We start from the raw sequence: 12,346 nt of genomic DNA, 5'->3' as shown, positions 1-12,346 counted from the left end.
GGCGGGCGTCCGGCCGGCGTCCGATGGGTACGCGGGGGCCGCGGAGGTACGGGGGGTGACGGAGGTTACAGCCCCTACGGCGCCCGCCAGCCGGACGGCCGGGGCGGGCACGCGCAGCGGCGAACTACAGTCGTCGGTATGACGAAAACCCCGGACAGCGCCGTCCGCTCCTACATCGACCAGCACCAGGCCGCCTTCCTCGCCGACCTCGGCGAGTGGCTGGCCATCCCCTCGGTCTCCGCAGACCCGGACCGGGCCGGTGACGTGCGGCGTTCGGCCGACTGGCTGGCCGCCAAGCTGCGCGAGACCGGCTTCCCGGTGGCCGAGGTGTGGGAGACCGACGGACTGCCCGCGGTGTTCGCCGAGTGGCCCTCCGGGGACCCGGCCGCGCCGACCGTCCTCGTCTACGGGCACCACGACGTGCAGCCCGCCGCCAAGGAGGACGGCTGGGACAGCGAGCCGTTCACCCCGACCGTGGTCGACGGCCGGCTGTACGCGCGCGGCGCCGCCGACGACAAGGGCCAGGTGTTCTTCCACACCCTGGGCGTGCGCGCCCACCTCGCCGCCACCGGCCGCACCGCGCCGGCCGTCAACCTCAAGCTGCTGATCGAGGGCGAGGAGGAGTCCGGCTCGCCGAACTTCGCCGCCCTGGTCCGGCGCGAGGCCGAGCGGCTGGCCTCCGACGTGGTCGTCATCTCGGACACCGGCATGTGGTCGGCGACCACGCCGACCGTCTGCACCGGCATGCGGGGCCTGGCCGACGCCCAGGTCGACCTGTACGGGCCGGACACCGACATCCACTCCGGCTCCTTCGGCGGCGCCGTCCCCAACCCGGCCCAGGTCGCGGCCGAGATGGCCGCCGCCCTGCACGACGCCGACCGCAAGGTCGCGATCCCGGGCTTCTACGACGGCGTCATCGAGCTGACCGAGCGCGAGCGCGAGCTCTTCGCCGAGCTGCCCTTCGACGAGGAGCAGTGGCTGAGGGTCGCCAAGTCGTACGGCACCCGCGGCGAGGCCGGCTACTCCACCCTGGAGCGGATCTGGGCCCGCCCGACCGCCGAGGTCAACGGCATCTGGGGCGGCTACACCGGCCCCGGCGGCAAGACCATCGTCCCGGCCTCGGCGCACCTCAAGCTGTCCTTCCGGCTGGTCGCCGGGCAGGAGGTGGAGAAGGTCCGCGAGGCCGTCCGGACCTGGGTGGCCGAGCAGGTGCCCGAGGGCATCCGGTACGAGCTGGTCTTCCCGGGCGCGACCCGGCCCTGCCTGACCCCGCTGGACCACCCGGCGCTCCAGTCCACCGTCCGCGCGATGGGCCGGGCCTTCGAGCAGAAGATCCTCTTCACCCGCGAGGGCGGCTCCGGCCCCGCCGCCGACCTCCAGGACGTGCTGGGCGCGCCGGTGCTGTTCCTCGGCATCTCGGTGCCCTCGGACGGCTGGCACTCGGTCAACGAGAAGGTCGAGCTGGACCTGCTCGCCAAGGGCGTGGAGACCGCCGCGTACCTCTGGGGCGACCTGGCCGAGAACTTCCGGCCGGGGGCATGACCCGCGCTCGCGCGCACCATGGCAGCCAGATCACTCATCCGGATGATTCACCACGTGGGGATGGAACAGACGTGAGCACCGTGCCTGAGACCGAGCGCCCGCTGCACCTGGCACTGGCCCGGTCCGGGGTGGACCGGGCGGCCGAGCACCGTTTCGACGAGCCCTGGCTGGCGGCCGCCTGGAGCCACCCCAACACCCGGGTCCTGCCGATCGCCGGCGGCGAGGCGTTCGTGGTCGACACCGCGCAGGGCACCGAGCTCGTGCTGCTGCCCTCCTTCGAGGCCCCGCAGACCGGCGACCGGTACTTCCTGGGCACCGACGAGGACGGCGTCTCCTACTTCGCGCTGGCCGGCGAGAGCCTGCCCGGGCGCCTGGACGGCGACGCCCGTCCGGCCGGGCTGCGCGAGGTCGGCGGGCTGCTGTCCGACCGGGACGCCGGACTGCTGGTGCACGCGGTGGCGCTGGAGCACTGGCACCGGCTGCACAGCTTCTGCTCGCGCTGCGGGCACCCGACCGAGAAGGCGGGCGCCGGGCACGTGCGGCGCTGCACCTCCTGCGCCGCCGAGCACTACCCGCGCACCGACCCGGCGGTGATCATGGTGATCACCGACGAGGAGGACCGCTGCCTGCTCGGCCGTCAGGCGCTGTGGCCGGAGGGCCGCTGGTCGACGCTGGCCGGCTTCGTCGAGCCGGGGGAGTCGATCGAGCAGGCGGTGGCCCGCGAGGTCCAGGAGGAAGCGGGCGTACGGGTCGGCGAGGTGCGCTACGTCGCCAGCCAGCCCTGGCCGTTCCCGTCCAGCCTGATGCTCGGCTTCCTGGGCAAGGCGCTGCCCGGCGGCACCGAGATCACCGTGGACGGCGAGGAGCTGGCCGAGGCGCGCTGGTTCTCCCGCGAGGAGCTGCGGGCCGGGATGGAGGCGGGGGAGATCCTGCCGCCGTCCGGCATCTCGATCGCCCGGCACCTGGTCGAGCTCTGGTACGGGGAGCCGCTGCCCTCGGCGGCACGCTGGTAATCCGACGTCCCGACAGTCCCACGGAAAGGGGGGCGCGTGGTCAATTCCATGCGCCCCTCTTTGCTTTTCTGAGCCCTTCCGGAATTCCTCGCGCCCAGCTGTTCGTGTTCAGACGGGCCAGTTCTGCTACCGGAAGACGAATCCGAGGACACACCGTCAACCCGCGCGGACGATATTGCCGGAAACGGCTGAAACCCCCTCGCCACGCTCGCTACATTCACCAGGGTGACAATCCCCCGGGGCACCGCCCAATCCCCCAAATACCAGCGCCTCGCCGCCGACCTGCGCCGCCGGATCGCCGAAGGCGAGTTCACCGCCGACGCCGCCCTCCCGGTCGAGAGCGAACTGGAGCGCCAGTACGGCGTCGCCCGCAACACCGTCCGCCTCGCCGTCGACGTCCTGGTCAACGAAGGCCGCCTGGTCCGCCTCCAGGGCAAGGGCACCTACCTGCGCGAACACCCCGTCCTGGACCACCACGCCTACGGACCCACCCTGCCCCCCGCACCCCGCGACTGCCTCGCCGCACCCTCCGACGTCTACCTCGGCGAAGCCGCCGAAGCCGGGCGCGAACTCAGCACCGACTTCGAGATGATGATCGTCCGAGCCAGGGTCGACATCGCCGAACGGCTCGGACTGCGCCCCGGCGAAGCCATCGTCGTCCGCCGCCAGCTGCGCCTGCTCGACCGCGAGCCCTACTCCATCGAGGAGAGCCACTACCGGGCCGGCCTCGCCGCCGGCACCCCGCTGATGGAACCCGACCCCGTCGACGGCGGCGACGAAGCGGTGCTCGCCACCCTCGGACGCACCGAGATCGGCGCCGTCGACCACCTCGTCGCCCGGATGCCCGGCCCCGAGGAAGCCCAGTGGTTCCAGGGCGGCCCCGGCGTCCCGCTCCTGGTCCAGACCCGCGTCACCTACGACCGGCGCGGACCCGTACGCGTCATCGAGACCCGCTACTCGGCCGACCGCAGCCGACTCGTCTACGGCGTCGGCGACCTCGGCGCGCGCACCAGCCTGCCCGCACCCGCCGCACCCGTCGACCCGGCCCGGGCCGACGCGCCGTGACGCGCGCCGACCCCGGGCCCGGCGCGTTCAGCCCGCCAGGGCCTTCTTGACCTGGAGCAGGCTCGGGTTGGTCATCACGACCTGCTCCCCGCCACCCGCCGGCGTCACCAGCACCGTCGGAACGGTCTGGTTGCCGTCGTTCACCGACTCGACGAAGGACGCCGACGCCGGGTCCTCCTCGATGTTGATCTCGGTGTAGCCGATGCCTTCACGGGTCAGCTGGCTCTTGAGTCGGTTGCAGTACCCACACCAGGTCGTGCTGTACATCGTCACGGTGCCGGACATCGAGGGGGCTCCTTCGGGAAGGGGGATACGGACGGTCACCGGAGGCAACGTCCACCGGACGGCGGACATTCCGGCCCGCCGACGACCGTCACGCGGAGCGATCATCCTGCGATCACACCGAGCCTGTGGACAACTCCTCCCAGGTTGTCCCACCGGGCTGAGAGGATGGAACGCATGCAGGAAGACCTCTTGAGCGGCAGCCCCCACGACGGCCCCCACGGCGGCTCCCCCTGGGCCGACCCCGGCGCCGCCACGGGCCCCGACGCCGTGCTCGCCGGGCTCGACCCCGAACAGCGCGCCGTCGCCACCGCCCTGCACGGCCCCGTCTGCGTCCTCGCCGGCGCCGGCACCGGCAAGACCCGCGCCATCACCCACCGGATCGCCTACGGCGTGCGCAGCGGCGTCTACCACCCCCAACAGGTCCTCGCCGTCACCTTCACCGCCCGCGCCGCCGGCGAGATGCGCGGCCGACTGCGCCAACTCGGCGCCGAAGGCGTCCAAGCCCGCACCTTCCACGCCGCCGCCCTGCGCCAACTCCAGTACTTCTGGCCCCGCGCCGTCGGCGGCCCCGTCCCCCAACTCCTCGAACGCAAGGTCCAACTCGTCGCCGAAGCCGCCGGCCGCTGCGGCCTGCGCGTCCAACGCACCGAACTGCGCGACCTCACCGCCGAGATCGAATGGGCCAAGGTCACCCAGATCGCCCCCGAGGACTACCCCGCCGCCGTCGCCAAATCCGGCCGCGACGCCCCCCGCGACCCGGCCGAGACCGCCCAGGTCTACCGCGTCTACGAAGAGACCAAGAGCCGCCGCGGCAACATCGACTTCGAAGACGTCCTGCTGCTCACCGCCGCCATCCTCGAAGACCGCCACGACATCGCCGACCAGGTCCGCTCCCAGTACCGGCACTTCACCGTCGACGAGTACCAGGACGTCTCCCCGCTCCAGCAGCGCCTCCTCGACCAGTGGACCGGCCCCGACGGCGGCGCCAGCCTCTGCGTCGTCGGCGACGCCAGCCAGACCATCTACTCCTTCACCGGCGCCACCCCCGACTACCTGCTCAACTTCCGCACCCGCCACCCCGGGGCCAGCGTCGTCAAACTCGTCCGCGACTACCGCTCCACCCCCCAGGTCGTCCACCTCGCCAACGGACTCCTCGCCCAAGCCCGCGGCGAGGCCGCCCGCCACCGCCTCGAACTCGTCTCCCAGCGCGAGGCCGGCCCCGAACCCGTCTACACCGAATACGAGGACGAACCCACCGAGGCCGAGACCACCGCCCGCCGGATCAAGGACCTCCTCGCCACCGGAGTACGCGCCAGCGAGATCGCCGTGCTCTTCCGCACCAACGGCCAGTCCGAGGTCTACGAACAGGCCCTCGCCGACCTCGGCGTCCCCTACCAGCTCAAGGGCGCGGAACGGTTCTTCGAACGCCCCGAGGTCCGTGACGCCGGCGTCCTGCTGCGCGGCGCCGCCCGCGCCGGCTCCGACCCGCTCACCGACGGCGCCCCCGACCTCGCCGGCCAGGTCCGCGCCGTCCTCGCCGCCCGCGGCTTCACCCCCGAACCGCCCGCCGGCTCCGGAGCCGTCCGCGACCGCTGGGAATCCCTCGCCGCCCTCGTCCGACTGGCCGAGGAATTCGAACGCACCCGCACCGCGGCCGGCCAGACCACCGACCTCGCCGCCTACGTCGCCGAACTCGACGCCCGCGCCGCCGCCCAGCACGCCCCCGCCGTCGAAGGCGTCACCCTCGCCTCACTGCACGCCGCCAAGGGCCTCGAATGGGACGCCGTCTTCCTCGTCGGCCTCACCGAGGGCACCATGCCGATCATCTACGCCAAGACCGACGAACAGATCGAAGAGGAACGCCGCCTCCTCTACGTCGGCGTCACCCGCGCCCGCAAGCACCTCAGCCTCTCCTGGGCGCTCTCCCGCTCCCCGGGCGGCCGCGCCAGCCGCAAACCCAGCCGCTTCCTGGACGGGCTGCGCCCCGGCTCCGCCATGCCCGGCGCACGCACCGGCGCACGCACCGGCGCACGCGGCGGACGAGGGGGCGTCGAGCCCGGCGAACGCTCCGCCGCACGGCGGGTCCGCGGACCGGTCACGTGCCGGGTCTGCGAGAAGGTGCTCACCGAGGCCGTCGAACGCAAGCTGCGCCGCTGCGAGAGCTGCCCGTCCACGATGGACGAAGGGCTGTACGAGCGGCTGCGCGAGTGGCGGGCCCGGTCGGCGAAGAAGCAGGGCGTGCCGGCCTACGTGGTGTTCACCGACGCCACGCTGATGGCGATCGCCGAGGACGTGCCCGCCAACCGCCAGGAGCTGGCCGTCATCTCCGGGGTCGGGGCCATGAAGCTGGACAAGTACGGCGCCGCCGTGCTCTCGTTGTGTGCGGGGGAGGAACCCGAAGAGGATCCGGACGACGTCGAGGACGGCGGGCCGGCCGATCAGGCCTGAGCCGGTCCGGGCGCGGTCCAGGGGGACCGCCCGGGTGGCTTCGGAGCCCGTCGTGTGACGTGCCGACGAACTCGCGTGAAAAATAGTTTGCGCCGCGTACCGGGAGCGCAATAGCCTGCCGGAGCGGTCAAGGGGACGCGGTCGCACGGGGTGAAACCTGTGCGGATTCCCCTCGCCCGAGAGCTTTGCCGAGACAGACATCCGAACATTCGGAGCCAGGGAGACCAGGCTCCGCGAGACGCCGAGAGGAGGCGCGCCGTGGAAAGCATCATGATCACCAAAATGACTGGCCAGACCGTCGTCGCCGCCTCCCTGCGTGCTGCCCGTCTTCGGGCGCTCGCCGAACTCGGTGGAACCGGTCTGGGTCTCGACACCACCGGTGTCCGTGTCGTCCCCGTTGTCAGTGGCCCTGGGCAGACTGCCCTGTGCTGCACGAACAGCGAGAGCGTCGAGGGGACCATTGTCGAGACCGGTCTGTCCCGTGATTGGGAGTCGGTCGGCACGTCGCGCTCCGTGCGCGATGAGCGACCGACCCAGGCACCGAAGGCAGCAGTAGCCGCCGCCATGCATGGCGGCTATGCGCAGGTCATCGGTGCCGGAAACTCCCCGAAGCAGAACGAGCAGCTGATTAACCAGGCTATGGCCGCGTTTACGCGTGCCACGGCCATCCGGATGCAGGCCTTCCGCGGCCCTGAACCCTGGAGAGAACGAACCTGAGTCATCCTCAGGTCGGCACCTCCAGGGCCGCGGAACCCGTCACACCGGGATCCGCGGCCCTTCTGTTTTGTCCGGTACGCAAGACCAACCCAGGCCCCCCGGGGCCTCTGGCCCAGCACCACCAGTCCCCTGGGCCGGAACCACTGAGAAGACGAGGAAGACGCAACAGTGTCCACGGTCATCACACCGCCCACCCCGTCCGTACCGCAGACAAGCCAGATCACCAAGGCCGACCAGGCCGACCCCCCGGAGGTTCCTTCCATGCAGATCAGCTCGATCGAGCAGGCCGAGTCGCTCGGCCTTCCCATCCCGTGCCGCGCCTTCGACCCCGAGGTCTTCTTCGCGGAGACGCCGGCCGACGTCGAGTACGCGAAGTCCCTCTGCGGCACCTGCCCGGTGAAGGACGCCTGCCTGACCGGCGCCCTGGAGCGGCGTGAGCCGTGGGGCGTCTGGGGTGGCGAGCTGTTCGTCCAGGGCGTCGTCGTGGCCCGCAAGCGTCCCCGTGGCCGTCCGCGCAAGACCGAGGTCATGTCGTGAACCCCGCCCACGAGGCCAGGGCCATCCGTCGGGGAGAGCAGCCCCCGCTGGACAGTGCCCTCCGCCGATCCGTGCGGATCGCCGCCGCCAAGGCCGACGCCGCAGCCCGCATTCCGTTCCCGAGCAAGCACCACGAGCAGGACCACGATATGAACCCCGCCGCCGTCGATCCCACCGCCCGCGCCGAGCAGGCCACCGAACGTCAGACCCAGAGCAGGATCCTTGAGATGCAACTTCTCCACGAATCCCTGGCCCGTGCCCATATGCAAGACAGGATGCACGAGGCCGAGAACCAACGCCTCGGCCGCCGGGTCGCCCAGGCCCGTCGGCTCAAGCAGCGGGCCGAGCGCGCCTCGCTGCGGGCCCGCAAGGCGCTCGCCGTGGCGCTGATGTAAGGCGCCCGGCCCCGGGGCGCGTTCCGCGCCCCGCCGGACTCCGGTCCGACCCCCGTCGTGCCGCAGGCCGCTCCCCACTGAGGGGGAGCGGCCTGCGGTCGTTGCCGTGGCGGGTCGTTTCCGTGCCGCCGGGTCAGCCCTTGCGGGCCGGGCGGGCCCGCTTCGCGGGCTTCACCAGTGGCCGCTCGGCGAACTCGGGCAGCCACTCCAGCATCTCCGCGCGGAACGGCGCCTTGGCGCCCAACTGGCAGAGCACTCCGATGGTGCTCAGCGTCACCCGGTGGATCAGCAGGTACGCGGGTGGCAGGTTCAGCTGCTTGCCCAGGTTGTAGGCGGGCGAGCGGGGATCGGCGATCCTGGCGGCCTGGGCGCGCATCCAGGTCCGGGTGAAGTGGAAGTTCTCCACCGCGGCCGGCTCGATGATCGGCAGCAGGTAGTCCAGCACCGCGTCCGGGTCCAGCCGGATCGAGGGCTTCACGAAGCCCTCCTCGCGCAGCATCCGGAGCACGCCCGCCGCGTCCCCGGCCAGCGCCATCCGCAGCGAGGCGCCGATCGGCGCGGGCAGCCCGCCCGGCAGCCGGTCCACGGTGCCGAAGTCCAGCACGCCCAGCCGCCAGCCCGACGCCGGGCCGTCGTCCTTCAACAGCCGGAAGTTGCCCGGGTGCGGGTCCGCGTGCAGCAGGCCGGTCCGGGACGGGCCGGCGAACAGGAACCGGGCCAGCACCTGCCCGGCGCGGTCGCGCTCCTCCTGGGTACCGTCCGCGATCACCTCGGCCAGCGGGGTGCCGTCCATCCACTCGGTGACCAGCACCTGGTCGGCCTGGGCCACCACGCGCGGCACCACGATGTCCGGATCGCCCGCGAACTCCTCGGCGTGCCGGCGCTGGGCCTGCGCCTCCAGCTCGTAGTCCAGCTCCTCCGAGACGCGCTCGCGCAGCTCGGTGATCAGCGGCTTGATGTCCAGCCCGGGAATCAGCGGGCCCAGCAGCCAAGCCACCCGGCTCAGCTGCGAGAGGTCCGCGAGCAGCGCGTCGCCCGCGCCCGGGTACTGCACCTTGACGGCGACCTCGCGCCCGTCGTGCCAGACCGCCCGGTGCACCTGGCCGATCGAGGCGGCGGCCGCGGGCCGGTCGTCGAAGCGCAGGAACAGCTCGCGCCAGTCGTCGCCGAGCCGCTGGGCGAGCGCGGTGTGCACCTTGGCGGCCGGCATCGGGGGAGCGGCGTCCTGAAGCTTGGTGAGCGCCGCCCGGTACGGGCCCGCGACCTCCTCGGGCAGCGCGGCCTCGAAGACGGACAGCACCTGCCCGAACTTCATCGCCCCGCCCTTGAGTTCGCCGAGGACCTTGAACAGCTGGTCGGCGGTGGCCTGTTGGAGCTCGGCGGTGACCACCTCGGCGGAGCGGCCGCCGATGCGCTTGCCCAGTCCGAGCGTGGCGCGACCGGCTATCCCCAGCGGCAGGGCGGCGAGCCGTGCCGTGCGGGTCACTGCCTTGCGCGGAAGATCGCTCACCCGGGCCTCCATTCCCTGGCCTCCCGATTCCGGAAGGCCGACCATCTCTACGCCATTGTGCCCGCTCCCTGCCACGTGCCCGGAGGAATTCGGTCGGGCGGGGCGGGGAGTGCGGTCCCTTTGTGGGGAGTTGGGGGGCTTGGTCCGGTGGGGGTGGGGGGTGGGCTTTGGGGAGGGGGTGCGTAGGAAGTCGGCGGGGCCGACTTCCTACGTGGTGGTGTGATGGTGCTACTTCTCTGGGGCCCCCTCCCCCCCCCACCCCCACCCCCCACCCCCCACCCGCCTCACCCACCGCCCGCCTCTCCCTCCGCCGCACCCACCTCTCACCCATCCCGCGCACCCTGGCCCCGCCAACTGGCCCCGAGTCCCTGGCCTTGGCCGTGGCCCTGGCCTCTGGCTCCCGACCCTGACCCCGGCCCGCGCCCCGCCCTGGGCGGGGCGCGGGCCATCAAGCGGGCTTCCGCTGCGTCGCCGACCGTCGGCTCGTACGGTCGGCGGCTCTCCGGCCGCGGGCTGGCACGGCCGGGCGCCCGCCCGGTTCGGTGGCGCCCCGGGGCCGGGTGCGGCGACTGCCGAGCCTCGCAGCCGCCGGGCCCGAGCCCGGGACGGTCCTCCGTCCTGTGTCCTCCTTCCTCTCCTCGTCCTTCCTCATCGCCTCACGCCGGCGGCAGCGGTTGCCACAGGCACCCGCAGTCCGGATGGCCACGAAGCCGCAGCCGCCGGAACATCCCGTCGCGCGCCGACACCTCGCAGTGCCCGTCCACGCTCGGCGGTCGGCCGCCGTCCAGGTAGACCTGCACGTGCAGGGCCGCCAGGCCGGCGACGGCCGTCGCCAGGGCCGTGTCGCAGGCCGGTGTCCGGGCCCGCCCCGGGCCGCCGTCGGCCAGTTGGGCCAGGACCCGCGGCCAGGCCGCGTCCTCGTCCTCCCGACGCAGCACCAGGCAGTGCCCGCAGGCCGACATCCCCGGGATCACCAGCGGCCCGACGACCCCGAACTCCTCGACCACGCCCACGTACAGGTGCGGCACTCCGGCCCGCAGCAGCTGCCGGGCCTCGTACGTGCCGCCGGCGAAGGCGGCGCTGCCGTCCCGCGGCGCGAGGACCACGAAGTCCGGTGGATCGCCGTCGGGCTTCTGCCGTGGCAGTGGCACCGGCTTGCGGCCCGCGGCCCGCTGCACCACCTCTCGGGCGGACGTCGAGCGCAGCCGCCCGATGTCCGTGGGTGGCAGCCCCGCGGGCGAGCAGTCGTCGGGTTTCACCCGGCCGCTGTCCGCGACGGTGACCGTGCCGGTGCCGCCGGCGGCGAGCACCGCCGCCACGGCGGCGCCGACCCGGCCCGCGCCGCGCACCTCGATCCGCGCGTCGGCCCGGCGGCCCAGGATCGCCGGTGCGGCGCCCGGGCCGGAGTGGACCAGGGAGAGCGAGGCGAGGTCGGGGCCGAGCAGGCCGCGGTGCGGGTCGGGGAAGCGGGCCAGGGCCCTGGTGGCCGCGGCCGCGTCGTCCAGCAGGCCGGTCTCCTCCAGGCCGGTGAGCAGAGCGTCGGCCGGTTCGCGGCCGAGCCCGATGCGTTCGCCCTCGTTCAGGAGCTCTGGTCGGTCGCGCGTCCCGTCGAGCAGCGCGAGGAAGTCGCAGAGGGTCTTGTCGGCGTTGCCGAGCACCCCGGCGAGGTGGGTGACGGTGCCGAACTGCAGGGTCTCGGAGTCCCGCCAGCTGCGGGACAGCGCGGGCTTGAGAGCGAGGCGCACGGCGATCTCCCTTCGGATCGTTTCCGGACGGCTGACGGCAGCATGCCCCATGGCGGCGATCCGGTGCGGAAAGTTATCCACAGGCCCGGGGGCATGATCACACGATCGGTTCGCATGCCCTGTGGATAACCGGCCATCCGCCCCGGCGTCGGTTTCCGGACACCCGCCGTCGACTTTTCGTTCGCGATCACTCCATGAAAGATTCCGGCCATGGCAGCGGACTTCTGTCCGTGGTAGCCGGTAACGTCGTGTGCCATGGCAGCCGAGCGGGACTCCCATCCACCGGCGTCGCGTCGGCGTGCCCGTGCGGCGTCCGGGTCGCAGATCGCGGGGCCGAACACGCGCGGGCGCCCGGATCAGCGGCAGCAGTCGAGACCGGGGCCACCGCAGCCGCTGCCGAACGGCGTCGTGCCGCCCGAGGCGCACGACCGCACCCGGGTCGAGGTGCGCCGTAGCGCCCGCCGCAGCCGCACTGTCTCCGCCTACCGCGAGGGCGACCGCACCGTCGTGCTGATCCCGGCCCGGATGTCGCACGCCGAGGAGCAGCGCTGGGTCGCGCAGATGCTGGAGAAGCTCGCCGCCCAGGAGTCCCGGAGGATCCCGGGGGACGAGGCCCTGATGGCCCGGGCCCGCGAGTTGTCGGCCGCCTATCTGGGCGATCGCGCCCGGCCCAGCCAGGTCCGCTGGGTCACCAACCAGAATTCGCGCTGGGGCTCCTGCACCCCCAGCGAGGGGACGATCCGCCTCTCCCACCGCCTCCAGGGCATGCCCGAGTACGTGCTGGACTACGTGCTGCTGCACGAGCTGGCGCATCTGCTGGTGCCGGACCACGGGCCGGCGTTCTGGGCGCTGCTGGAGGCCTATCCGCGGACCGAGCGGGCCCGCGGCTATCTGGAGGGCGTGGTCTCGGCGGCCCGGCTGCCGCACATCCCCGGCGCGCGGCACGCGGGCCCGGGGCCGGGCGGGCCGGACCCGGCGACCTCCTGCGGCTGAGGTCGAAGGGGGGCGAGGGGGGCGAAGGGGTTGAAGGGGCCGAAGGGGGAGCGAAGGGATGCGAGCCCGAGGGCTGACCGTGGGCGCAACGGAAGG

The 12,346-nt window shown here is 73.0% G+C and carries 11 protein-coding genes; 8 read left to right on the top strand and 3 right to left on the bottom strand.

Annotation, left to right across the window (positions count from 1 at the left end; genetic code table 11):
* Positions 1-138 precede the first annotated feature (138 nt).
* The 3 genes from QWJ13_RS21465 to QWJ13_RS21455 all read left to right on the top strand — a co-directional run bounded on the left by QWJ13_RS21465 (position 139) and on the right by QWJ13_RS21455 (position 3,620).
* Positions 139-1,542, top strand: coding sequence for a dipeptidase (locus tag QWJ13_RS21465; RefSeq protein ID WP_316526419.1), 1,404 nt, complete (start codon positions 139-141; stop codon positions 1,540-1,542).
* A 71-nt stretch (positions 1,543-1,613) separates the two neighbouring features.
* Positions 1,614-2,555, top strand: a complete 942-nt coding sequence (gene nudC, locus QWJ13_RS21460) for an NAD(+) diphosphatase (protein ID WP_316526418.1) — start codon at positions 1,614-1,616, stop codon at positions 2,553-2,555.
* Positions 2,556-2,780: 225 nt separating this feature from the next.
* Complete coding sequence (locus tag QWJ13_RS21455) at positions 2,781-3,620, top strand: GntR family transcriptional regulator (RefSeq protein ID WP_316526417.1); 840 nt, start codon at positions 2,781-2,783, stop codon at positions 3,618-3,620.
* Positions 3,621-3,647: 27 nt separating this feature from the next.
* Here QWJ13_RS21455 and QWJ13_RS21450 read toward each other — a convergent pair whose 3' ends face one another.
* The gene (locus QWJ13_RS21450; protein ID WP_316526415.1) at positions 3,648-3,905 is read right to left on the bottom strand and encodes a mycoredoxin; all 258 of its coding nucleotides are present in this window, start codon (positions 3,903-3,905) and stop codon (positions 3,648-3,650) included.
* 165 nt (positions 3,906-4,070) lie between these two features.
* Here QWJ13_RS21450 and QWJ13_RS21445 point away from each other — a divergent pair, with 165 nt between their 5' ends.
* From QWJ13_RS21445 to QWJ13_RS21430, 4 genes are all read left to right on the top strand, one after another.
* Entirely contained in the window at positions 4,071-6,353 is a 2,283-nt protein-coding gene (locus QWJ13_RS21445; RefSeq protein WP_432277569.1) for an ATP-dependent DNA helicase UvrD2, read from the top strand.
* 258 nt (positions 6,354-6,611) lie between these two features.
* Positions 6,612-7,070 (top strand): hypothetical protein, encoded by a 459-nt coding sequence (locus QWJ13_RS21440; RefSeq protein WP_316526414.1) that lies wholly within the window; start codon positions 6,612-6,614, stop codon positions 7,068-7,070.
* Positions 7,071-7,238: 168 nt separating this feature from the next.
* A complete protein-coding gene (locus QWJ13_RS21435) occupies positions 7,239-7,607 on the top strand; it encodes a WhiB family transcriptional regulator (RefSeq protein WP_432277568.1) in 369 nt (122 codons plus the stop codon).
* On the top strand, positions 7,604-8,002 hold the full coding sequence (locus QWJ13_RS21430) for a putative WhiB-interacting protein (protein ID WP_316526413.1): 399 nt from the start codon (positions 7,604-7,606) through the stop codon (positions 8,000-8,002). The genes QWJ13_RS21435 and QWJ13_RS21430 overlap by 4 nt, the downstream gene beginning before the upstream one ends.
* Positions 8,003-8,135: 133 nt before the next feature.
* Here QWJ13_RS21430 and QWJ13_RS21425 read toward each other — a convergent pair whose 3' ends face one another.
* A complete protein-coding gene (locus tag QWJ13_RS21425; RefSeq protein ID WP_316526412.1) occupies positions 8,136-9,512 on the bottom strand; it encodes an ABC1 kinase family protein in 1,377 nt (458 codons plus the stop codon).
* A 656-nt stretch (positions 9,513-10,168) separates the two neighbouring features.
* Complete coding sequence (locus QWJ13_RS21420) at positions 10,169-11,257, bottom strand: TOMM precursor leader peptide-binding protein (RefSeq protein WP_316526411.1); 1,089 nt, start codon at positions 11,255-11,257, stop codon at positions 10,169-10,171.
* A 408-nt stretch (positions 11,258-11,665) separates the two neighbouring features.
* Between QWJ13_RS21420 and QWJ13_RS21415 the strand changes: the two genes are divergently transcribed.
* A complete protein-coding gene (locus QWJ13_RS21415) occupies positions 11,666-12,250 on the top strand; it encodes a M48 metallopeptidase family protein (RefSeq protein WP_316526410.1) in 585 nt (194 codons plus the stop codon).
* Positions 12,251-12,346: the final 96 nt, after the last annotated feature.

The organism is Kitasatospora brasiliensis (assembly GCF_032654805.1).
GTDB classification, from domain to species: domain Bacteria; phylum Actinomycetota; class Actinomycetes; order Streptomycetales; family Streptomycetaceae; genus Kitasatospora; species Kitasatospora brasiliensis.
Note: the sequence above shows the minus strand (reverse complement) of the source record. Positions and strands in the feature narration are given on the sequence as shown.

Bases quoted from the DNA above. Each gene is read 5' to 3' on its own strand.
- QWJ13_RS21465 (WP_316526419.1), top strand. From the start codon at position 139: ATGACGAAAACCCCGGACAGCGCCGTCCGCTCCTACATCGACCAGCAC.
- QWJ13_RS21450 (WP_316526415.1), bottom strand. From the start codon at position 3,905: ATGTCCGGCACCGTGACGATGTACAGCACGACCTGGTGTGGGTACTGC.
- QWJ13_RS21445 (WP_432277569.1), top strand. From the start codon at position 4,071: ATGGAACGCATGCAGGAAGACCTCTTGAGCGGCAGCCCCCACGACGGC.